The 22074-nt window shown below is 40.8% G+C and carries 17 protein-coding genes, 2 tRNA genes and 1 riboswitch; of the genes, 4 read left to right on the top strand and 15 right to left on the bottom strand.

Going from position 1 to position 22074, the window contains the following annotated elements; translation table 11 throughout:
- Positions 1 to 47: 47 nt before the first annotated feature.
- The 3 genes from ACTNC0_RS10905 to ACTNC0_RS10895 form a co-directional block, all read right to left on the bottom strand.
- Positions 48 to 896, bottom strand: a complete 849-nt coding sequence (locus ACTNC0_RS10905; RefSeq protein ID WP_291811368.1) for a carbohydrate ABC transporter permease — start codon at positions 894 to 896, stop codon at positions 48 to 50.
- Between the two features lie 3 nt (positions 897 to 899).
- On the bottom strand, positions 900 to 1802 hold the full coding sequence (locus ACTNC0_RS10900) for a carbohydrate ABC transporter permease (RefSeq protein ID WP_291811366.1): 903 nt from the start codon (positions 1800 to 1802) through the stop codon (positions 900 to 902).
- A gap of 362 nt (positions 1803 to 2164) precedes the next feature.
- Positions 2165 to 3532, bottom strand: a complete 1368-nt coding sequence (locus ACTNC0_RS10895) for an extracellular solute-binding protein (RefSeq protein WP_441087376.1) — start codon at positions 3530 to 3532, stop codon at positions 2165 to 2167.
- A 356-nt stretch (positions 3533 to 3888) separates the two neighbouring features.
- Here ACTNC0_RS10895 and ACTNC0_RS10890 point away from each other — a divergent pair, with 356 nt between their 5' ends.
- Positions 3889 to 5073, top strand: coding sequence for an iron-containing alcohol dehydrogenase (locus ACTNC0_RS10890; RefSeq protein WP_441087375.1), 1185 nt, complete (start codon positions 3889 to 3891; stop codon positions 5071 to 5073).
- A gap of 116 nt (positions 5074 to 5189) precedes the next feature.
- Positions 5190 to 5262 (top strand) — tRNA-Phe (locus ACTNC0_RS10885).
- Between the two features lie 59 nt (positions 5263 to 5321).
- On the opposite strand, the gene ACTNC0_RS10880 is transcribed toward ACTNC0_RS10885, so the two are convergent.
- Positions 5322 to 5423, bottom strand: a complete 102-nt coding sequence (locus ACTNC0_RS10880) for a DUF6783 domain-containing protein (protein ID WP_349826277.1) — start codon at positions 5421 to 5423, stop codon at positions 5322 to 5324.
- A 120-nt stretch (positions 5424 to 5543) separates the two neighbouring features.
- On the opposite strand from ACTNC0_RS10880, the gene ACTNC0_RS10875 reads away from it, so the two are divergent.
- Positions 5544 to 6827: an O-acetylhomoserine aminocarboxypropyltransferase/cysteine synthase family protein gene (locus tag ACTNC0_RS10875; protein WP_441087374.1), complete on the top strand. Its 1284-nt coding sequence runs from the start codon at positions 5544 to 5546 to the stop codon at positions 6825 to 6827.
- Between the two features lie 101 nt (positions 6828 to 6928).
- On the opposite strand, the gene ACTNC0_RS10870 is transcribed toward ACTNC0_RS10875, so the two are convergent.
- Complete coding sequence (locus ACTNC0_RS10870) at positions 6929 to 8023, bottom strand: 3D domain-containing protein (RefSeq protein ID WP_441087373.1); 1095 nt, start codon at positions 8021 to 8023, stop codon at positions 6929 to 6931.
- Positions 8024 to 8302: 279 nt separating this feature from the next.
- Between ACTNC0_RS10870 and ACTNC0_RS10865 the strand changes: the two genes are divergently transcribed.
- Positions 8303 to 8375 (top strand) — tRNA-Gly (locus ACTNC0_RS10865).
- 315 nt (positions 8376 to 8690) lie between these two features.
- Here ACTNC0_RS10865 and ACTNC0_RS10860 read toward each other — a convergent pair.
- From ACTNC0_RS10860 to codY, 10 genes are all read right to left on the bottom strand, one after another.
- Positions 8691 to 9875, bottom strand: coding sequence for a phosphoribosylaminoimidazolecarboxamide formyltransferase (locus ACTNC0_RS10860; protein ID WP_441087372.1), 1185 nt, complete (start codon positions 9873 to 9875; stop codon positions 8691 to 8693).
- A gap of 34 nt (positions 9876 to 9909) precedes the next feature.
- Complete coding sequence (locus tag ACTNC0_RS10855; RefSeq protein ID WP_441087371.1) at positions 9910 to 10623, bottom strand: IMP cyclohydrolase; 714 nt, start codon at positions 10621 to 10623, stop codon at positions 9910 to 9912.
- 58 nt (positions 10624 to 10681) lie between these two features.
- A riboswitch (ZMP/ZTP riboswitch) is annotated at positions 10682 to 10762 on the bottom strand.
- A 231-nt stretch (positions 10763 to 10993) separates the two neighbouring features.
- Positions 10994 to 11758 carry a peptidoglycan recognition protein family protein gene (locus tag ACTNC0_RS10850; protein WP_441087455.1) on the bottom strand — a complete coding sequence of 255 codons (765 nt, stop codon included), beginning with the start codon at positions 11756 to 11758 and terminating at the stop codon, positions 10994 to 10996.
- Positions 11759 to 12112: 354 nt separating this feature from the next.
- Positions 12113 to 13570 carry an IMP dehydrogenase gene (guaB, locus tag ACTNC0_RS10845; protein WP_441087370.1) on the bottom strand — a complete coding sequence of 486 codons (1458 nt, stop codon included), beginning with the start codon at positions 13568 to 13570 and terminating at the stop codon, positions 12113 to 12115.
- A gap of 109 nt (positions 13571 to 13679) precedes the next feature.
- Positions 13680 to 14183 carry a DUF6106 family protein gene (locus ACTNC0_RS10840; protein ID WP_441087369.1) on the bottom strand — a complete coding sequence of 168 codons (504 nt, stop codon included), beginning with the start codon at positions 14181 to 14183 and terminating at the stop codon, positions 13680 to 13682.
- 205 nt (positions 14184 to 14388) lie between these two features.
- A complete protein-coding gene (locus ACTNC0_RS10835) occupies positions 14389 to 16743 on the bottom strand; it encodes a CAP domain-containing protein (protein ID WP_441087368.1) in 2355 nt (784 codons plus the stop codon).
- Positions 16744 to 16765: 22 nt separating this feature from the next.
- On the bottom strand, positions 16766 to 17842 hold the full coding sequence (locus ACTNC0_RS10830) for a hypothetical protein (RefSeq protein ID WP_441087367.1): 1077 nt from the start codon (positions 17840 to 17842) through the stop codon (positions 16766 to 16768).
- Positions 17843 to 18404: 562 nt separating this feature from the next.
- Positions 18405 to 20024: a chaperonin GroEL gene (gene groL / locus ACTNC0_RS10825; RefSeq protein WP_441040097.1), complete on the bottom strand. Its 1620-nt coding sequence runs from the start codon at positions 20022 to 20024 to the stop codon at positions 18405 to 18407.
- A gap of 38 nt (positions 20025 to 20062) precedes the next feature.
- Positions 20063 to 20347 carry a co-chaperone GroES gene (gene groES, locus ACTNC0_RS10820; RefSeq protein ID WP_117844495.1) on the bottom strand — a complete coding sequence of 95 codons (285 nt, stop codon included), beginning with the start codon at positions 20345 to 20347 and terminating at the stop codon, positions 20063 to 20065.
- Between the two features lie 539 nt (positions 20348 to 20886).
- Positions 20887 to 21672 (bottom strand): GTP-sensing pleiotropic transcriptional regulator CodY, encoded by a 786-nt coding sequence (gene codY / locus ACTNC0_RS10815; protein WP_117675813.1) that lies wholly within the window; start codon positions 21670 to 21672, stop codon positions 20887 to 20889.
- Positions 21673 to 22074: the final 402 nt, after the last annotated feature.

Below are 22074 nucleotides of genomic sequence, written 5' to 3'. Positions count from 1 at the left end.
ATACCATGTTCAACGGTAAATGGACACAACAGATTCTGCGGAAAGAATCAACCCTTTACAGCACCTGCTGTCATACCTTTTACCAGTTTATCCTGGAAGACAATAAACATGATAACCATTGGTAAAAGTGTTAATGTAAGAACTGCCATGATCATTGGTGTGTTCATGGAGTACTGTCCCTGGAATTCCCAGATTGCCAGTGGCAGTGTACGATTCTGTGCGGACTGTGTCAGTGTATTTGCGAATGAGAACTCATTCCACATATTTACACCATTGTAGATTGCCAGTGTTGCCATCCCAGGTTTGGAAAGTGGCAGGATCATGGAGAAGAACATCTGAATTTTTCCACATCCATCAATTTCAGCGGACTCTTCAATTTCTCTCGGAATCTCTTTCATAAAGCTGGTCAGGATAAATACAGAAATCGGAACCGCGAATGCGATGTACGGTCCGATCAGTGACCAGATTGTATCATAAAGTCCTGTTGACTTTGACATTTTGAATACAGGGATCAATGTAATATGTACAGGGATTGACATACATGCTACGATGATCGCGTAGATCGGCTGTGCCATTTTGAATTTAAATCTTGCCAGAGGGTAAGAAGCACATGCTGAAATAAACAGTAACAGGAGCAGGGAGATTGCCAGAACAATTACACTGTTCTTGAAATAGTTTGCAAATCCGCCTGTGAGTACCTCAGTGTAGTTAGACCAGTTCAGTTGATCAGGAAGCTGGAATACACCCTTGGTAAGCATCTCAAATTTCTCTTTGAATGAGTTCAGCACCATGAATATAAAAGGTGTAAATGATACAATTGCTGCACCGATAGCAAGAACAAAAGCAATGACCCAGGCTATGATGCTTTTTCTTCTACTTTTCTTATAGCTGTCCATCCCTTAATCCTCCTGTTTTCCGTTTATAAGTTTCATAGTAATCATAGATACCATTGTAATCAGAATAAACATACCTCCTGCAATGGCTGAGCCATAACCCATGTTAAAGTTCTTGAATGATTCTTTGTACATATAGGTTGCCATCAGCTCTGTAGCAGTACCAGGACCGCCACCTGTCATAACATAGATCAGATCGAAGTATTTCAGAGATCCAACCATTGAAAGGATAGCTGCACTCTTAATTGACGGAACCAGAAGTGGAAGCGCAATTTTCCAGAAATACTGTCCTCTTGTAGCACCATCGATTCTTGCTGCTTCAAATACATCATATGGGATGTTTGTATAACCAGCCATAAAGTAAACCATGTAGAATGGTGTAAACTGCCATGCAATGATAAGAATAACTGTGATCAATGCTACTTTCGGATTACCAAGAAGGTCAATATTTCCCCCTCCGAACCATCCGGAAATTGTGCTGACAATACCTCCGTTTGTTGCAAGTGCATATGTGAAAAGGAAACCAATTGCAACAGAAGACATAAGCATTGGAATAAACCAGATAACCTTGAAAATTGTAAGTTTCTTACCGCCAAAGTCAAGGAATGTTGCCATTGCAAGTCCTAACGGAATCTGGATAATGATAGATAAGATCATGATAATAACGTTGTTCTTAAATGCTGTCCAGAATTTTGTATCTTTAATCAGTTTTGCCCAGTTTGCAAGTCCTACCATCTTCTTGTCTGCGGAAATACCATTCCACTGGTATCCGCTTGTAATAAATGTATCAATAATCGGATACGCGATAAATACTACTAATAAAATGATAACAGGTGCCAGAAAAAGTGCTGCTGTCTGACGTGTTTTTCTCTGTCTTAACTGAGCCAGAGATATCCCTTTTTCATTCATTTTAGTGCCTCCTTTTTAATACTTTCTGATATTTGATCATCTGACCTAACGTGTGCCAGAGTATGTTTGACAAATGCTTTCGGAATATGTTAGAGATATATTTCTGAGATGGTTTTTATATATTTTCTGACATGCTGTCTGATATGTAGTTTGACATTGAAATGATTTTTCAAGCACGCTCTGTGTGCTCACATATTTTTCCCAAAAAAAATCCTGCTTACAGGATTTCCCTCCTGTGACGGGTCGCTTCAGCGACATAATTTTCTATCATATTAAGAAGGGGTCTGCACTTTTAACATGTGCAGACCCTTCTTTTCTCACCTTACTCAGGTCAGAATGAATGCCTGCTTTACCTTAAAAGATTATTCAGCATCTTCCTCTACTGCTGCGTCATCTGCTGCTTCTTCTGTGTCATCAGCTGCACTGGAATCAGATTTAGTGCTTAAATATTCATCCATAGCTGCCTGCATTTCTTCCTGTGCTTCCTGTGGAGTCTTTGTCAGACCGAATACTTCCTGTAAGCCATCAAGATGTGCGGATGCAACAGATGTTGGCAGATACTGGTCATACCACAGCTGGATAGAGGATGCGTTTTCAGCTGCATCAAAGATTTCTTTTACAACAGGGTCTGTGATGTGGTCGCCTGCATCTTTTACAGGAACAATCTTGTTGTTGGAGTATGTGATATCAGCAACTTCGTCTGATAAGTGGTCTGCTGCACACTCGAATGCTGCTGCAAGTTTGTCACCTTCGCAATTGAAGGAAATGAACTGGTCACCTACAGTACCAATCTGGATTGTAGAGTCAGCGTCAGATTCGTCGATTGCAGGGAATGGGAACCAGCCGATCTTCTGGTAGAATTCTTCGCTGTCAGACTGGAATGTTCCTGTATACCATGATCCGCAGAGCAGCATACCTGCTGTTTCCTGATACATTAACTGCTTAGCCTGTCCGTCATCCTCGCTTAAGGAGTTTACACCATCCGGGAAGTATCCGTTGTTAACCCACTCCTGAATCTTCTCACCTGCTTTGATGAAGCAGTCATCTGTAAATTTGCCTGTTCCTGCAACTGCATTCTGGAATGGTTCCAGTCCGCCATAACGAGCTGCCAGAGACATAAAGTACATGGAACCTGTCCATTTAGATCCGTTAGCAAGTGCAAATGGTGTGATTCCGTTCTCTTTTAATGTTGCACAGATGTTCTCCAGATCTGCTAATGTTTTCGGCTCTTCCAGTCCGTACTGTTCAAACATCTCTTTATTGTAGAAGATACCAGCCAGTGATACGTTCAGATATGGGATTGCATATACATGTCCGTTGTAGCTTCCCTGCTCGATAGCTGCATCCAGAAGTTTATCTTTGATATCAGACTGATCAAGAAGATCATCGATCGGCTGAGCAAATCCGGAATCAATGTATTCGTACATTGGGCCACCTGACCAGCTTGAGTACATATCAGGGCATTCACCAGAGCTCATAGCGATAACAAGTTTTTCTTTGTATGTATCGTTCTGGATGGATACCTGATTTACTGTGTAGCCTGACTCTGTTTCTTTGTTGAACTTATCTACTGCTGCGGTAACAATATCTTTGTCCGGGCTCTCTACCGCGATGTTCCAGTAAGTAATTTCTTTGTCGTCAGCTGCAAATGCAGTTGTCTGTGCTGCCATAGGTACCACCATAGCTGCTGTCATGGCAAGTGCCATAATCTTGTACATTCTTTTCTTCATTTCTTATTTCCTCCTTTTTTATTCACTTTGTATATTCAAGTGTATTTATCATAGCATTCCATTCACATAATGCCCATAAAATATTCTGTCCAAAATCTATAAATTTCTGTCTTTCCGTTTTCTGTGTGCAGAAAATTATAGATATCTGTACTGGAATCTTTCCAAAAATGTCTTCTGAGAACCAGCAAAAATTACTTTCAAATTTTAATTTTTTTATTATTTTTTGACTATTTTTCCATTATTTGCTTTAATATAAAAAGGAAGTCCCACCTACTGCTCATTACATTTTACAATTAAAGCAGAGGACTTACCTGATTCAGTTAACCTTTCAATCTATAGGAGGTCGTTTACATATTATGAGAAATTTTGAATATTATACACCAACACAGGTTCTCTTTGGCAAAGATACCCACCTTCAGGCAGGTTCCCTGCTGAAGAAGTATGGAGCAAAAAAAGTTCTGATCCATTATGGAGGTCAGAGTGCTGTCCGTTCCGGACTGATTGATGAGATCACTTCTAATCTGAAAGAAGAAGGTCTTGAATACATCACCCTGGGTGGTGTCATTCCTAATCCACTTCTTTCCAAAGTCCGCGAGGGAATCGAATTATGCCAAAAAGAACATGTAGACTTTATCCTTGCTGTAGGAGGAGGAAGTGTTATTGACTCTTCCAAAGCCATCGGCTATGGCGTTGCCAATCCGAACAATGATGTCTGGGATTTCTGTCTGAAAAAAGCTGTTCCAACCGGCTGTCTGCCCATTGGTGTCATCCTTACAATTGCGGCTTCCGGAAGTGAAATGAGCAGTTCCAGTGTTATCACAAATGAAGAAACAAAAGAAAAACGTGGATGTGCAAAGACAGATTACTGCAGGCCGAAATTTGCCATCTTAAATCCACGTCTCACCTACACACTCCCACAGTATCAGACAGAAAGCGGATGTGTAGATATCCTCATGCACACCATGGAGCGATATTTTGTAAATATTGAAACTATGGAGATTACAGACAGTATCAGCGAAGCTCTGATGCAGACAGTCATTTACAATGCCCGTATTCTTATGAAAGAACCAGACAATTACAGCGCCAGGGCAGAAATTATGTGGGCAGGAAGCCTTTCCCACAACGGTCTGACCGGATGCGGTACAGGTGGTGGTGACTGGGCATGCCACCAACTTGAACATGAACTGGGAGGTGTCTACAATGTAACTCACGGAGCAGGTCTGGCAGCTATCTGGGGAAGCTGGGCACGATACGTCTACGAGGTGAACCCTGAACGTTTTGCTCAGTTTGCCACCAATGTATTTGACATTCCATGTGGAACTGATTATAAAGAAACAGCCCTTGCAGGAATTGAAACAATGGAAAATTTTTTCCGGTCTGTAGAAATGCCCACCAGTTTACATGAACTGGGTCTGGATCTCACAGATCAGCAAATTCATGATCTTGCATTCAAATGCAGTTTTAAGGACACACGCACCATTGGAGTCTTTAAACAGCTCAATATGAGAGATATGGAAGAAATCTACCTTATGGCAAGATAAAATAAATTTTTGTTATAGCTTTCTCTTTTTTCGCAAAAATCATAAAAATTACTTGCATTCAAACAATCAATATGCTATTATAGGGTCTGTGATACACAACAGTTCACAGACCAAATGCCCAGATAGCTCAGTTGGTAGAGCAGAGGACTGAAAATCCTCGTGTCGCTGGTTCGATTCCGGCTCTGGGCATTTTTTATTTTCTTTTTTTGCTCACGGCTGGTTAGAAAAAGCCTGAGCATTTTTTTATTTCATTTTTTAATATTGTCTTCTCTCACTTTCAGCAGTATAATTTTTCCAGAGTATGTTTGAAAAATGCTTTCCGCAAGATGTGCGTCACAATTTGTGGGAATGATTTTTCAAACATGCTCTAAGACTATCATGAAATTTTGTATCAATATCATCACAATTTTCCCAATATTAATACAATATTTTATTGAAGCAATATTTCACATAAGAAAGGAACTAAACTCATGAGTGACTTTAAAGTCGAGACTAAATGTCTCCATTCCGGTTACACTCCGTCTAAGGGTGAACCATGCGCACTCCCGATTTATCAGAGTACCACTTATAAATATGATACTACTGATGAAATGGGACAGCTCTTCGATCTTAAGGCAGAAGGATACTTCTATACCCGTCTGCAGAACCCCACAAATGATGCTGTAGCAGCAAAAATTGCAGATTTAGAGGGCGGTGTTGCCGCAATTCTTACTTCTTCCGGACAGGCAGCCAACTTTTATGCGGTGTTCAATATCTGCGAAGCTGGTGACCATGTTGTAGCAGCATCCACAATTTATGGAGGAACCTTCAATCTCCTGGCTGTTACCTTCAAGAAACTGGGGATTGACTGCACCTTCGTTGACACAGATGCAAGCCCTGAAGAAATCGCTGCTGCATTCCGTCCGAATACAAAGGTACTCTTCGCAGAAACCATCGCAAACCCGGCTCTGGTAATTCTGGATATTGAAAAATTCGCAAAGGTTGCTCACGAACATGAAGTTCCGCTTATTGTAGACAACACCTTCGCTACTCCTGTAAACTGCCGTCCTTTTGAGTGGGGAGCTGATATCGTTACCCATTCCACAACCAAATATATGGACGGACATGCTGTGCAGGTTGGCGGAGCTATCGTTGACAGCGGCAACTTTGACTGGGATGCCTGTGGACATAAATATCATGGTCTGACTGAACCGGACGAATCTTATCACGGTGTTATTTATACTAAACAGTTTGGAAAGAAGGCTTATATCACAAAGGCAACCTCTCAGCTGATGCGTGACCTTGGCTCCATCCCGTCTCCTACAAACTGTTTCCTGTTAAACCTTGGACTGGAAACTCTTCCTCTGCGTGTAGAACGTCACTGCTATAATGCACAGAAGATCGCAGAATTCCTGAATGCCCATGAGAAAGTATCTCACGTAAACTATGCAGGACTACCAGGTGATAAATATTATCCTCTTGCTCAGAAATACATGAACGAAGGCAGAACCTGCGGCGTTATCTCCTTTGAACTGACAGGCGGCAGAGAAGCTGCAGTCCGCTTTATGGACAGCTTAAAGCTTGCTACCATCGCGACTCACGTAGCAGCATCCAAGACTATGATCCTTCATCCCGCAAGCCATACTCACCGCCAGATGAACGATGAACAGCTTGCAGAAGCCGGCGTATCACCTGGAATGATCCGTCTCTCTGTTGGCATCGAAAATGTTGAAGACATCATTGCAGACATCAAACAGGCATTAAAAAACGCTTAAAAATCAAATTCAAAAATCCGGCAAAACTTCCGAAATGATTTAATCACTTTCTGGTTTTGCCGGATTTTTACTATTTTGCCCCAAAATATTCTTCAAAATTTTTACTCAAGCAGATATACATCTGTATAGTACACGCCTTTATCTTCCCCCTCCTGATGGGTGGCAACATAGATATCAATACAATTATGTTTGATCGCACCGCCACAGTCCTCAGCCACATAAACCTGTCCATTTATCACAACTTTGGATCCATAGGGAATCTGCGTAGGATCCACAGCGATCGTACGATTCGTTGTGGCCGTCACACCTGTGGATGTAACACCATTTGCCCAGGGACCACAGCAGATACTGCACGGACAATAATGTGTGATCTTAAAAGTTCCAAGAGGTTTCAGTGTTGCATCAGAAGACACTGCAATAGGAGTTCCTACCTGAACGCCATTAACAGCCTCTCCCTTAGAAGCAGTTACTCCCTCCACAGCATCAGCAAATACTCCCTTTCCTTCACTTTTATGAATCACCCCTGCTTCCTGACCATCCACCTCTGCGATTTTCGTTTCTTTCTCATCATCTTTACTATCTGTCACATTTTCCAGAACACTGGTTGGAATATAACCTATCATCTTCTTTCCATTATCATTCTTATAAGAAATCTGACTCCAGATATCATTCACAGTAGCTATACGGTCAACTTCATCCTCCTGAATAACCTCACCTACCACTTCTCCATCTTTTCGTCCCGGATAATCCAGAATGTTACTGTCCTTCAATGCAGTAAACGTTCCCTCTGCAGCCTTAACCTGATCACTGTCATTGATATTCTTAGTTCTCACATATCCACTGATCTTTTGAGTACCGTTTTTACCTTTGCACTCATAGGCCACCTTACTCCATCCATTATCACACACAGCAACACGCTCTACCTTTATCCCAAGATATACCTTCTTTAATTTCCTGGCATCCTTGCCCGGATTAGATCTTATATATGTATATTTCACAGATATGGAAACAGTATCCGACTTGGCAACAGCTATCACTTTCTTACCATTTCCATTGTCCACTTCAAAAGTCTGCGCTGTCTTATTATCCTGCTTATATGCATTGATAGTTCCTTCATAATCCAAAATATCTGCAGATACTGTAGTCGGGGCCATAAGTGCAGAACAAAGAGCCAGTAACATCAGTCTTTTCTTCATAAACAAAATTCATCTCCTTTATTGCTTTGCATATGACTGTTGAATACCTTCACAGCAGCATACTGAATAGTTTCTTTGCATCCATTAATCATAGCACAGCCCCTCTCGTTTTGCAATTTACCAACCCCATACTTCACGAAATGTTCAGAATTTGAAAATTTAAATTTTCTTATAAATTTCTTATAGTTTTTTCAAAAAACCATTTGACAAACCTCGCATTCTATAGTATTATATATTTTGTCGCTGAGGTAAACACCTCACCGAAACAATCAGACAAATGCGATAGTGGCGTAGTTGGTAACGCGCGACCTTGCCAAGGTCGAGACCGCGGGTTCGAGCCCCGTCTATCGCTCTCAGAGCATCAGCTAAAGCTGATGCTTTTTTCATTCCCTTCTATAAGACTTTCCATAACTATACATTATATGGTTTTGCCCGCATTTGCAGGAGTCTTAGAAAAAGTTAGCGCCAGAAAATCTGCGTTATGTAAAAAAATTTCACTGTCTGAGCCGCATTTGCGGCGAGTTTGAAATTTTTTTACATGTTTTTAGCAGATTTCCTGGCGCTTAGTTTTTCTTAGGCTCCGAAACCGCGGGCAAAAACATATAATGATAAGAAAATTTATCCTGCAAGATTGTTTCAAGAATCAACTTGTCGGCACACTAGCACCTTAGTGATGGAACAATCTGATACCAGTAAAGCTCATCACCATTCCATATTTATTGCAAGTCTCGATCACAGCATCATCACGCACAGATCCGCCCGGCTCAGCAATATACTTCACACCACTCTTATGCGCACGTTCAATATTATCACTGAATGGGAAGAACGCATCAGATCCCAGTGTAACATCTGTCATCTGATCCAGCCATGCACGTTTCTCTTCCTTTGTAAATACTTCAGGTTTCTCTGTGAAAGTTTTCTCCCACATACCGTCGGCAAGTACATCCATATATTCATCCCCGATATAAACATCAATGGCATTGTCACGCTCTGCACGGGAAATTGTATCTTTAAATGGCAGATTCAGCACCTTCGGACACTGACGAAGGAACCAGTTGTCAGCTTTCTGTCCTGCAAGTCTTGTACAGTGTACACGGGACTGCTGGCCTGCACCAACACCGATAGCCTGTCCATCTTTTACGAAACATACAGAGTTAGACTGTGTATATTTCAGAATGATCAGAGAAATCTTCATATCACGTTTTGCTTCCTCTGTAAGCTCTTTATTCTCTGTCACAATATTGGAGAGCATTTCATCATCGATTTCAAGTTCCTGACGGCCCTGTTCGAAAGTTACACCAAATACTTCTTTGTGTTCCAGCGGAGCCGGTACAAAGTTCTCATCGATCTGGATCACATTGTAGTTTCCTTTTTTCTTCTGCTTCAGAATCTCCAGCGCTTCCTCTGTGTATCCAGGTGCAATAACACCATCAGATACTTCTCTCTTGATCAGAAGTGCTGTATCTTTATCGCACACATCAGAAAGAGAAATAAAATCACCAAAAGAAGACATTCTGTCAGCACCGCGTGCTCTTGCATAAGCGCATGCTAATGGTGAAAAATTCTTCCAGTCCATATCATTTACCCAGTAAATCTTTGCCAAAGTCTCTGTAAGAGGAAGTCCTACAGCAGCACCGGCAGGAGATACATGTTTAAAAGATGTTGCAGCAGGAAGCCCTGTAGCTTTTTTCAGGTTTGATACCAGCTGCCAGCCGTTAAAAGCGTCCAGAAAATTGATATATCCTGGTCTTCCGGAAAGGATCTTTACCGGAAGCTCTGATCCGTCTGCCATATAAATTTTTGCAGGTTTCTGATTCGGGTTACAGCCATATTTTAATTCGAATTCTTTCATTGTATAAATCCTCCACTATCATATCCGCTCTGTTTTATTTATTCTTATTTATGATCTTGCTTTCGTACTTACCTGTCTCGATATCAATATATCTTACAAACAGAGATACTTTGTTATCTTCATTCAGGCTATTCCAGAGAAGTTCTGCAAACTCATCCATATTGTCCGGAATTGCTACCAGTTTCGGCTCACCCTCAAAGCTTGGAAGTGGATTTCCATCACATTTATAAGTATGAATAAAATGTCCCTCTCCTGCAATGGCATTCTCGTATGCAAATGTGTATCTGTTACATGCATCCGGATTTCCGTTGTTGCTCTTGAGAATTGACATTGCATAGTTGAATTTTCCGTTCTCTATGTGCATAACACCGGAAATACGAGGTGTATAGTTCGGACCATCCGGCTCGAATTCTCTGCTTCTTAAGGACTGCTCAAAAGTAAGCTGATGATCCATTCCCTCATAAATGGTATCTGTCTGGTCTCCGTTAGTTACGATTGTTTTGTTTCCCAGTACACGTACAGGTGCATAGATGATCAGACTCGGATCTGTAAGCTTGGACGGATCAAATGCCTGGGTACGGATTCCCTCTCCATCCTCTACAAATACTCTGTTTCTGCTGTTCTCGCTTCTGCCCATGATGAAATAAGCTGTCACTGCTTTCTTACCGTCTGCGGAACGTCCGATTACAATTCCTCTTCCCGGATAGGAATTCTCTTTCAGTTCTTTTTCCAGTGATAACATTTCCATAATTTTTTCTCCTTTTCATTAAAAATAAGGTCAAAAAAGCCTGGGAAACCCTTTCTCTCCAGGCTGCCCAGGCGGTCGGCTCATATACACACTGCACTCCCTGTAGGTAATCCTACTTCCGCCAGTCATGCAGGTACTGTTGTGAAAATTCACACGTTGCTATTATAGTACAATACTTTTTTGCGGATTTCAAGGCAAATTTTTTTGTGCGGTACTTATTTTCTGTGTGATTATTATTGTTCACTCATTACTATCCCTTAAGTGTATTGATCACTTGATGCTCTGACATATATAAAAAATTTCAAAACATACAAGCCAAGTTTCTATTGATATAGTCAATTTGGAATAAATTTTTGCTACGTTACTGTCATTATCCTTGCAATCCATAATCTACATTGATCTGCGCTGCAATATCCGCTTTCATCTGAAGCCATGCATCCGGATTTTCCACATAATATTTCGGGCAGTCCTTTCCAGTAACATCATAGTGGCGGATCACATTTTCGGATGTGAGCCCAAACCGCACGCATAACCATGCTGTCAGTTTCACTACAGAATCATATGTTGAATCATTGAATTTCCCCGTTTCATCCGGGTGGCAGCATTCGATTGAGATTGTATCTACATTGCGCGAATTCGTCGCATAAGACATTTCAGAAGTAGGGATACACTGCACCACCTCTCCGTCCAGTCCCACCACAAAATGGCTGCTTACCTTCGTATCATGGGTATTTGCCAGATTCTCAAAATAGTTCCTGTTTGCAATGGCTGTTGCTCCTGGATTTGCAGTGTAATGAATTGCAATATAGTTTACACTTTCGATAGGAATCTGTGGTCTGGAATACTCATTTGGTGTGAGCAGTTCCACATCAATATAAGGTGCTCCCTCTTTCTGCCACTGCTCTGGTCCACCGGATGAATCGTCTCCTGAGGATATTTCTGATTGCTCTGTATCAGAAACCATGTCATCCGAATTATGTAAAAAATCCCCAATACTCCATCCATTTTCTCCGGCACGATTCAGCACGATCCATCCAGCTAAAAGCACGATAATAATTAGCAGGACAGCTATAAACACTCGCTGATTTCTCTGTTTTATTCTGCTGCTCTTTCTCCTTTTCTTTCTGACAGTCATTTTTTTCGCCTCATAGGGTATGGCTGATTTTGCATTTTTTGAAGTTCCTGCTTTTCTCCCCGTCTTCTTTGCGCTCCCTGACTTCGCCGCAGTTTTCGTGCCTTTTTTACTTGATTTCTTAGTTTTGTTTATCTGTTTTTGCATTTTTACCTTCTCTTACAGGATTCTATACCTGCAATAATCGCCTCAGCGATATAATTTCTCTCCGTCATATATGGAGACTTTTTTGTATCTTCTAGTGTGCCGACAAGTTGATTTCTTGATACAAAAAACACCCCTGTCAGCATATGCCGGAAGGTATTTGCTTTCCTTCCGCCAGCAGCCAACCGGGGCATTTATTATTGTAAATCTTTATTATTTATCATCTACGCTGTAGTTTGGAGCCTCTTTTGTGATATGAATATCATGTGGATGAGATTCCTTAAGAGATGCCGCAGAAATCTTGATAAATCTGCCTGTTGTCTTAAGTTTTTCGATATTCTCAGCACCACAGTATCCCATACCGGAACGAAGACCGCCCATGAGCTGGAATACAGTATCCTCAACATGTCCCTTATAGGCAACACGTCCTTCTACTCCTTCAGGAACAAGTTTCTTCGCATTCTCCTGGAAATAGCGGTCTTTACTTCCGTTCTCCATAGCTGCGATAGATCCCATTCCACGGTATACTTTATATTTTCTTCCCTGATACAGTTCAAATGTTCCCGGGCTTTCATCACATCCTGCGAACATACTTCCCATCATGCAGACATTTGCACCTGCTGCGATTGCCTTTGTAACATCTCCGGAATACTTGATACCACCGTCTGCAATGATCGGGATTCCGTATTCTTTTGCAGCTTCGTAGCAGTCCATAACAGCAGTAATCTGCGGAACACCGATACCTGCAACAACTCGTGTGGTACAGATAGATCCAGGTCCGATACCAACCTTAACAGCATCTGCACCGGCTTCAATCAGAGCCTTTGTTGCAGCACCTGTTGCTACGTTACCTGCGATTACCTGCAGCTCCGGATATGCCGCCTTGATCTCACGGACAGCCTTAAGGATGTTCTCTGAATGTCCATGAGCGGAGTCGATTACGATCACGTCTACAGATGCTTTTACAAGTGCATCTACACGTGCAAGTACATTAGCTGTAATTCCTACTGCCGCACCGCAGAGAAGACGTCCCTGATCATCTTTTGCTGCCAAAGGATATTTAATCTGTTTCTCAATATCTTTAATAGTAATTAAACCTTTTAAATTAAAGTCATCATCTACAATGGGTAATTTCTCTTTACGGGATTTCGCCAGAATCTTCTTGGCTTCTTCCAGTGTGATTCCTTCTTTGGCTGTGATCAGTCCCTCTGAAGTCATGCACTCTTTGATCTTCTTATCGAAATCTGTTTCAAATTTCAGATCACGGTTGGTAATGATTCCTACCAGTTTTCTGCCTTCTGTGATTGGCACACCGGAGATACGGAACTTCGCCATTAACTCATCTGCGTCCTTAAGTGTATGTTCAGGAGATAAATAGAAAGGATCTGTGATAACACCGTTCTCGGAACGTTTTACCTTATCTACCTCTTCAGCCTGAGCTTCAATAGACATATTCTTGTGGATAATACCAATACCACCCTGTCTCGCCATGGCGATTGCCATACGATGCTCGGTTACTGTATCCATTCCTGCACTCATCATAGGAATGTTCAGTTTAACCTTCTTTGTTAAGTACGTTGTAACGTCTACCTGATTCGGAATTACCTTTGAATATGCCGGAACTAACAGAACGTCATCAAAAGTAATGCCTTCACCAATGATAGTACCCATTGCATTTCCTCCCTTGCGTATATGAAATTGAATTACTATTGTAATATAAAAAGGAACCATTAACTGGCCCTTTTATTTTCAACAAGTGTAACAAAAATCAGTTTCTATGTCAATCCAAAAAAACTTTGCTCGGTGCTGAATTTTTCATAGCCTGTGCAAGTTTCTCGTCTGGCTCAAGGATGATCTTGCATAATTCTCCGTCCAGTCTTGTGATGATTCCGAAGCGTTTATGCTCTGAATTTCCTGATGAAAAATCCAGTACTTTCATCTTCTGGTTTCCGTTATAATAGTCCATTCTGTGGGAATTTAACGGTGCTGCCAGATCTGCCTCTGATAATTTGAAACTCTTTACTCTCTTTCTTTTTGTTTTCGCCATTACCATATCGATGTCGAAATCGCCGTTGATAAACAGATATTCGTATTCTACGTCTGTTTTAGGAATTACGAAATAACATGCAATTCCAAATGCTACAGCTACGATCCATATTAATGGGGTGATAATCAGTCCGGCAATTACTGCGATTGCTGTCAACACAATCAGGCCATACTTTACAAGACTGTCTTTGATTGTGTGCTCCCGTTTTACCAATAATTCTGAATACAGGTCACTCATCTTCATTGCTCCTTTTCTTCTGTTTTTTCCGGCAGCCTGAATCAATTTTTCAGCAGCCCGGATATTTCAACAGGTATTATAGCACAAAAAGGGACTGCCGTCTATGCGGCAGTCCCCCAGATTTTGTCAGTTTAGAAAATCTCATCACAAAAGATGATATTCCATGGATTTTGACCCGTAGCTGTGAAGCATTGAGCAGGTACACTTATTTCATATTTACTGTTACCACACATTTTGCAACCACACCCGAGCCATCCAGTGCATGAGCTGTAATTACCGCAGTTCCATTTCCCACAGGTGTGAGGTAATGTTTACTGAATTCCGTCGCCCATCCACTGTTTACCAGTACAACAGACTTATCACTCGTGGTCCATCTGCATCCCTTTACTGTGGCATTGGATGGACTGTAGGTTGCTTCTATAACATAATGCTTCTTCTTGTCTGTGATTGTTACGGATGTCTGGCTTAATTTGATCGATTTCACTTTGATTACCTGAGTATTCTGATCATCCGGAATAGAAGGCAGTTCCGAAGTTCCATTGTCATCTTTATAATCTACGGTTACTTTACACTGAGCAGTCAGTCCGGAACCATCCAATGCATAAGCTGTAACTACTGCTGTTCCATTTCCCACAGCCGTAAGCATTGTACTGGAAGAAGCCAGATAATCATACCCACCTACCGATACTACAGACGGATCGCTACTTACCCATCCAAGCATTTTATAATAAGCTCTGAACGGCAGAACCATAGAATCAAGAAATACTCTATCTCCTTTAGATGTCATAGTGATAGAACGTCGACTTAAGGTTATATCTGTCATCAGTGTCGGATGTACTCCCGGCGGAATCGGAATCGGTGTCGGGACTGCCGGCTGTGCAGGTGTCGGTGTGACCGGTCTTTCTGTTTTACTCAGATTTGCACTTACTCCCTGTTCATCATATTTTCCGGCAGTTTTGGTTTTGCTGTAATAAGCTTTTACTGTATAAGTATTTTTCATGTCAGCAACCGGATTCTTATCTGTAAAACTTAACGCAGATGCTTTTACAGATCCGATCTGTGTCCAATTGCTCAGAGTCGTTTTGCGGAAAATTCTATAGGCATTACAGCCGCCTGCTTTTTTCCAGCTGACAGTGACTGTATTATCAGAATTAACTACAGCTTTTACCAGCTGTGGAGTTTCAGGAACTGTTTTTACAGTTAAACCTTTTGTGTCATAGGTACTGTATTTTCCTGAAACCTGATTATACGCTTTCACTGTATAATCATATTTCTGTCCTACTATGATTGGATATTTCTTAGAGGATGTATGGACATATTTCGTTACACCAGATTTCACTGTAGCAAGCTGTGTCCATTTGGCAGTTCCTGTCTTTCTATAATAAATGACATACCTGGATACATTCAGGGATTTTTTCCAGCTGATCTGGATCTTATTATAGGAAAGGGCAGAAATCTTGTCCAATGCCGGTTTGCCAGGCGTATCTGTTGTAAGTGGAGGAATTTCTTCCGTTCTGGTTAAATGACAATTCTGGCAAGTATATACCTTCTCTCCTTTGGTAGATGCAGTTGCCTTTTTTGTAACTTTTCCATTATCCCAATTATGTTTTCCTTCCAGTGTAGTCTCTACTTTATGTCCTGCACTGTCGCTTGCGGTAATCGTTACTTTTCCACAGGTGTGAACTGTCACTGCACCGTTACTGTCTACCGATGCGATACTATCATCAGAAGAGCTCCATGTAATCTGATCCATCACCTGCAGATTTTTGATAGTTGTACCGTTGAATGAAATATCCGTTGTCATTCTCAGCTGTGAAGTTTTATCTGCCTGCGCAGAAAGATTACCGGAGATTCTGTACTCATTACTGCAATAAGAATCTGCGAATTCAAGAATCTGCACGCAGTCCTTTACCGCTGTTCCCTGAGTTTCATCCAATCCTGTCTCGGAAGAAAACTCTCCTGCCGTTGTATTTGGAAATTGTGTATGTTCTGAATAAAATGTCCCAAGGCCTATGTATGTATTGGACGGATCGATCATCTGTGTATAATGACCTGTAACAGCACCAGGAACCTGATTTACCCAGTCTGCTTTTTCCTCATACCACTGTTCAATTCCGTCCGTCATGGTTTTTCCCCAGTTCCAGGCAAGAACTTCGCCATAGCTTCTTACGTAATTAGGGCTCTTGATCTGAAAGCAGTTTTTACCATTTGTTCTTTTGTGTGCCATTGTAATTCCTGATTCTGCAGCACGTATTCTTGCAATATATTCAAGATCAGAAGACCATTTGATTGGCACATAATCCGATGGTTTTAGTGGACTGCCGGTCCGAGGATCAGGTACACCCTCCTGGCAGGCTTCTTTACGAATCTCATTAATTCTTTTTAACGCCTGTGGAATCTTCGTGATATATTCACCTTTTACTCCAAGAAGCGTACAATTCGAAGAAGCGGTTTCAACATCTGTCGGTATCGTCGTAGAAGCGGATATATTCACTGCGCCAAGCCAGATAACTGCCATCACCATTACTAACAAAAACAGGTTTCTATTCTTTTTTCTCATTATGACTGCCTCCTTTCGCTGTTTACAGTCCTGAAAGTGCACTGGTATCTGTAATCTTTGTCCATGAAGGTTTCTTATTTCTGGAATCAAAATCAATCAATTCTTTACTTCCCACTTTATAGTTCAGAGGTTCACTGTAATGCTTAAGTATGTTATCCTCTTTATCTATAAACCATCGATATTTAAAATTCACAGATTTAGCATACCAGTAATAATTCTCATATAAATAATCATGTTTTTCCGACATCTGCGGGTCCCAGAAATAACCGCTCATTCGCTTTGATTTATAACCTGAACCGGTCTTCTCACAAGTATAAAGCTGACAGATTTTCCGGGTATAGGTCTTATCTCCTTCCTCCCAGGGGCAGTCAGAACCCACGATCAGTTCCGGAATTGAGTCATTGTTCATGTCAAAAACAAAATACTCAAGATTCACTGTGCCGTACGGCATTGGCTCGATCATACCTGTCTTATCCCCTGCTTTAACTGCACGCAGAACATCGACATATGCATCTCTGACCGTCGGAAAAGTAAATTGGGGAGAATCAAGAACTGCAAGCAGGATATTTGAACGATTTCCCGTTGTTTTGGTCTTGCTGTCATATCCACATACAGCATAATAATTGGCCCATCCACGAACTGGTGTCGTATCTTTATATTTCAGTGTATTTGATTTTACCCTGGCGATCCTTTTCCATGAACTTCTGTAGGTTCTGCGATAAATCTCATAAGCATCGCAGCCTCCAGCTTTACTCCATGACAGATTTACGGAAATCTTATCAGAATTAACCTCTGCTTTATTAAGCTTCACCATTTCCGGTAAAATCTGTATCATAATTCCTCTTTTATTATACGCGCCGTACTTTTTGGAGGCAGAATTATAGGCTTTTACTGTATAAGCATATGATCTGCCTGTCGTAAGCGGATATTTGGCAGAAGCCTTGTGCGTATAGCTGGTAGTTCCAGCTTTCACAGATGCCAGTTTCGTCCACTTTCCGGTCTTTTTCTCTTTGTAATAGATATGATAATCCGTCGCATTATCTGCCTTTTTCCAGGTAAGCTTTACCTGTCCAAAGGCCGTGGTTGAAATACCCTGCATTGTGGTCCTGCCAGGAACATCTGTAGCCGCAAATATACTGGCTGGTTTTGCAAATAAAAAACAAAATGTGAGCAACATTAACACTGTTATAAAAACAGTTACATGGGATTTTTTTATGCAATCCTTCTTCATTCTTTCACACATCCTTTCTTCCTTGCTGTCGGTTGCTGCAATAAGTTCCGCTAGATTTTTCCTGCTCTTTTTTTCAACTTTACCTCCTCCCTTTTTCAGTTATATTATATGATGTAATTTTATCACAATAAAATAGTGCAAATCAATAAAGTACGACTACTATTTGTCAAAAACTATCTTCTCTTTGTTACCACTCACACAAAAAGGCGTTTCATGAATCTTTCAATTCACGAAACGCCTTTTTAGTCAATTGGATATTCGCAATCCGCTTCCGCTACTTGCTCATAACCGAATAACTGCTTCGCAGTTTATCAGGAGGGGCTTGTACCCCTCCTGATACAAGCAAGTCCCCGCCCACTGCTTATTGCTCTACGCAATTGAAGCAGGGTACTTACTTGATTCGGTTAAATAATCAATTTTTGTCTATTGATTACATCATGCCCATTCCCGGGTTAGCAGCCGGTGCCGGATTGTCTTCTTTGATGATTGCAACAGCAGATTCTGTTGTAAGTAATGTAGAAGCAACGCTTGTAGCGTTCTGAAGGGCACTTCTTGTAACCTTTGCAGGGTCAAGGATACCTTCGCTTACCATATCTACGTATCTTTCGTTCAGAGCATCGAAACCGATTCCTGGTTCGGATTCTCTTACTTTGTTAATGATTACGGAACCTTCCAGTCCTGCGTTTGCAGAAATGCGGAACAGAGGAGCTTCCAGAGCTTTCAGGATGATGTTTGCACCTGTCTTCTCGTCACCTTCCAGAGTAGCTGCAAGTTTTGCAACTTCTTTGGATGCGTGGATGTAAGCAGATCCGCCACCTGCGATGATACCTTCTTCAACTGCTGCTCTTGTAGCTGCAAGAGCATCTTCCAGACGAAGTTTAGCTTCTTTCATTTCTGTTTCAGTGGAAGCACCAACACGGATAACAGCTACGCCGCCAGCCAGTTTTGCAAGTCTTTCCTGTAATTTTTCTTTATCAAATTCAGATTTTGTTTCTTCGATCTGTCCACGGATCTGTGCAACACGGTTTGCAATTGCATCTTTGTCGCCCATACCATCAACGATAACTGTGTTCTCTTTTGCAACTTTAACAGATTTTGCACGTCCTAACTGTTCCATAGTTGCATCTTTCAGTTCAAGACCGAGTTCTTCGGAGATTACCTGACCACCTGTAAGGATTGCGATATCCTGAAGCATTTCTTTTCTTCTGTCGCCATATCCAGGAGCTTTGACAGCTACTACCTGGAATGTTCCTCTTAATTTGTTTACGATAAGAGTTGTAAGTGCTTCACCCTCTACATCTTCAGCAATGATGAGAAGTTTAGCACCAACTTTTACGATCTGTTCCAGTAATGGAAGGATTTCCTGAATATTGCTAATCTTCTTGTCTGTGATCAAGATGTATGGATCGTCCAGATTTGCTTCCATTTTTTCCATATCTGTTGACATATATGCGGAAACATATCCACGATCGAACTGCATACCTTCTACAAGGTCAAGTTCTGTGTGCATTGTCTTGGATTCTTCAACTGTAATAACGCCATCTTTGGAAACTTTTTCCATAGCGTCTGCTACTAACTGTCCAACTGTCTCATCGCTTGCAGAAATAGATGCAACGTTTGCGATCTGTTTCTTGCCGCTGATTGTCTGGCTCATATTTTTGATTGCTTCTACTGCTGTATCAGTAGCTTTCTTCATACCTTTTCTCAGGATAATCGGGTTAGCGCCTGCTGCCAGGTTTCTCATTCCTTCATGAACCATAGCCTGTGCAAGAACTGTAGCTGTTGTTGTACCATCTCCTGCTACATCGTTTGTCTTGGAAGCAACTTCTTTGATCAGCTGGGCTCCCATGTTTTCAAATCCATCTTCCAGTTCGATTTCTTTTGCGATTGTAACACCGTCGTTTGTGATAAGCGGAGCACCGTATGGTTTGTCAAGAACTACGTTTCTTCCTTTCGGTCCTAATGTTACTCTTACTGTATCAGCTAATTTATTTACACCAGCTTCAAGAGCTGCTCTGGCTTCTGCGCCGAATTTAATTTCTTTTGCCATGATAATATGACCTCCTGTTTAAATTCTGTCTTCTATAATTATTTAACGATAGCAAGAATATCGTTCTGTCTTACGATGATGTATTCTGTACCGTCCATTTTTACTTCTGTTCCTGAATATTTGGAGTAGATAACTTTATCACCTACAGCTACTTCCATTTTTACTTCTTTACCTTCTACAACTCCGCCAGGTCCTACAGCTACCACTTCTGCCTGCTGTGGTTTTTCCTGTGCCTGTCCCGGAAGAACGATTCCGGATTTTGTTGTTTCTTCTGCTTCAACCTGTTTTAATACAACTCTGTCACCTAAAGGTACTAATGTCATGATCTATGATCCTCCTTTATTCTCCAAATTGAGATTTGTCCTGTTACTGCTGCTCTGCAATGCCCTTTCTTATTAATTGGAGATACAGATTTCAGTAACTGCTTCGGCCTTTGTCAAATCCTGCCGCTTTTTGCTAGCACTCATTTGTCTTGAGTGCTAATCACTGTCCTTATATTATTTAAAATGGCTTGATTTCGCAAGCGCTTTTAGCATTATAAAATATGATGTATTCTCTTATTTACTTATTTTTTCTAATTTTTTCTCATGTTTTCTTAATTTACAAATAATTTTAATCTTAATGCATAAATTCATCGTGTACCGATTTGATGCCAAACCAAAAAAACATAGAATAATTTTGATCGACAAAGTACCAGAACGAAGCGGTGCGGCATCATTATCGATTGAAAGAAACACTGTCCTATGAAAAATCAGATATAAGTCCTTAGAAAATTCTACAATGTCAAAAAAACTGCCTGCTAATTAGCAGACAGTCTTCTTATGTTCTTCATTATTTAGGTTTATGATTTATTTAAAGCAAGTCAGGCTTTCTTATTTCTCTGTGCCTTGATCTCTTCCAGTTCATCAAAGATTACTTCGTTGAGAACCTTGATATAAGTTCCCTTCATACCGGAAGACCTGGATTCAATCACACCGGCACTTTCAAATTTTCTTAATGCATTTACAATTACAGATCTGGTGATTCCCACGCGGTCAGCAATCTTACTTGCAACCAGGATTCCTTCATCTCCGTCAAGTTCATCGAAGATATGAATAATTGCTTCCAACTCTGAGAAGGATAATGTATTAAATGCTGATTTCACAACCTGCTGTTTTCTGTCTTCTTCTGCATTCTCTTCGTGAACTGCACGCATCATCTCCAGACCAACTACAGTTGTACCATATTCACTGACAATAATGTCTTCAATATCATACGGTCTGTCATAGCGGTACATAAATACTGTACCTAATCTTTCTCCTGCGATATCTATCGGATTGATGATTCCCTGATAGCTGCTTGACACATGCTCAAAGCCCAGTGTCTGAAGATTCACATTCTCTTTTGTTGACAATACACCTAAAAATCGCTCGTTCAATAATGAATCCACATATCCGCCAACTTTATCCTCAATCAGCTCGGTAATCTCTTCTACGCCCGGACATAAACTGACGCCCAGAACCTTTCCCTTTTTGCTGAGAACCAGGATATTGGAACTCAGGGTTTCCATCAGAACCTGACAGATATCATTAAATACGACTTTACTGGAACTGCTGTTATGCAGAAGTTTGTTGATTTTTCTTGTTTTGTCCAGCAACTGAACGCTCATATAGTCCTCCTTTCGCCTTGCATATATCTGAATTCTTTTCTGTTTATCTTTTACTCATCTTAATAATATATGAACAGAAACCTTTTCTGACACTATTTAAGCAATGAACAGTATCTTCACTCTGTTCTGAAAGAAGATTCAGACATACCCGGTCAATAACTTTACTCGTACTTTAATACTACACGTTTCGCAGATAAATTACAAGACAAATTTTATAATTTTTTTATTTATTTTTGCTTTTCTGAAAATAGATTCCTTTTGCAAATATTATTCAATAAATATGGTGTTATTTCGGAATACAGTTTTTCTCAAAACCAGATTATTATTTATTACACTGTATGTATATTACAAACATATTTTATGACAAAAAAATACAGGAAAAGTATCATTCTCTTCCTGTAT

This window comes from Blautia sp. HCP3S3_B11 (assembly GCF_052064435.1).
Lineage (GTDB): Bacteria > Bacillota > Clostridia > Lachnospirales > Lachnospiraceae > Blautia_A.
Note: the sequence above shows the minus strand (reverse complement) of the source record. Positions and strands in the feature narration are given on the sequence as shown.

Excerpts from the sequence above, each read along its gene's own strand:
- ACTNC0_RS10850 (WP_441087455.1), bottom strand. The coding sequence starts at position 11,758 with ATGACTGTCAGAAAGAAAAGGAGAAAGAGCAGCAGAATAAAACAGAGA.
- ACTNC0_RS10855 (WP_441087371.1), bottom strand. The coding sequence starts at position 10,623 with ATGGAAATGTTATCACTGGAAAAAGAACTGAAAGAGAATTCCTATCCG.
- groL (WP_441040097.1), bottom strand. The coding sequence starts at position 20,024 with ATGGCAAAAGAAATTAAATTCGGCGCAGAAGCCAGAGCAGCTCTTGAA.
- ACTNC0_RS10905 (WP_291811368.1), bottom strand. The coding sequence starts at position 896 with ATGGACAGCTATAAGAAAAGTAGAAGAAAAAGCATCATAGCCTGGGTC.
- guaB (WP_441087370.1), bottom strand. The coding sequence starts at position 13,570 with ATGGGTACTATCATTGGTGAAGGCATTACTTTTGATGACGTTCTGTTA.
- ACTNC0_RS10840 (WP_441087369.1), bottom strand. The coding sequence starts at position 14,183 with ATGAGTGACCTGTATTCAGAATTATTGGTAAAACGGGAGCACACAATC.
- ACTNC0_RS10870 (WP_441087373.1), bottom strand. The coding sequence starts at position 8,023 with ATGAAGAAAAGACTGATGTTACTGGCTCTTTGTTCTGCACTTATGGCC.
- groES (WP_117844495.1), bottom strand. The coding sequence starts at position 20,347 with ATGACATTAGTACCTTTAGGTGACAGAGTTGTATTAAAACAGGTTGAA.
- ACTNC0_RS10830 (WP_441087367.1), bottom strand. The coding sequence starts at position 17,842 with ATGCAGGGTATTTCAACCACGGCCTTTGGACAGGTAAAGCTTACCTGG.
- ACTNC0_RS10835 (WP_441087368.1), bottom strand. The coding sequence starts at position 16,743 with ATGAGAAAAAAGAATAGAAACCTGTTTTTGTTAGTAATGGTGATGGCA.
- ACTNC0_RS10890 (WP_441087375.1), top strand. The coding sequence starts at position 3,889 with ATGAGAAATTTTGAATATTATACACCAACACAGGTTCTCTTTGGCAAA.
- ACTNC0_RS10900 (WP_291811366.1), bottom strand. The coding sequence starts at position 1,802 with ATGAATGAAAAAGGGATATCTCTGGCTCAGTTAAGACAGAGAAAAACA.
- ACTNC0_RS10895 (WP_441087376.1), bottom strand. The coding sequence starts at position 3,532 with ATGAAGAAAAGAATGTACAAGATTATGGCACTTGCCATGACAGCAGCT.
- ACTNC0_RS10860 (WP_441087372.1), bottom strand. The coding sequence starts at position 9,875 with ATGAAAGAATTCGAATTAAAATATGGCTGTAACCCGAATCAGAAACCT.
- codY (WP_117675813.1), bottom strand. The coding sequence starts at position 21,672 with ATGAGCGTTCAGTTGCTGGACAAAACAAGAAAAATCAACAAACTTCTG.
- ACTNC0_RS10875 (WP_441087374.1), top strand. The coding sequence starts at position 5,544 with ATGAGTGACTTTAAAGTCGAGACTAAATGTCTCCATTCCGGTTACACT.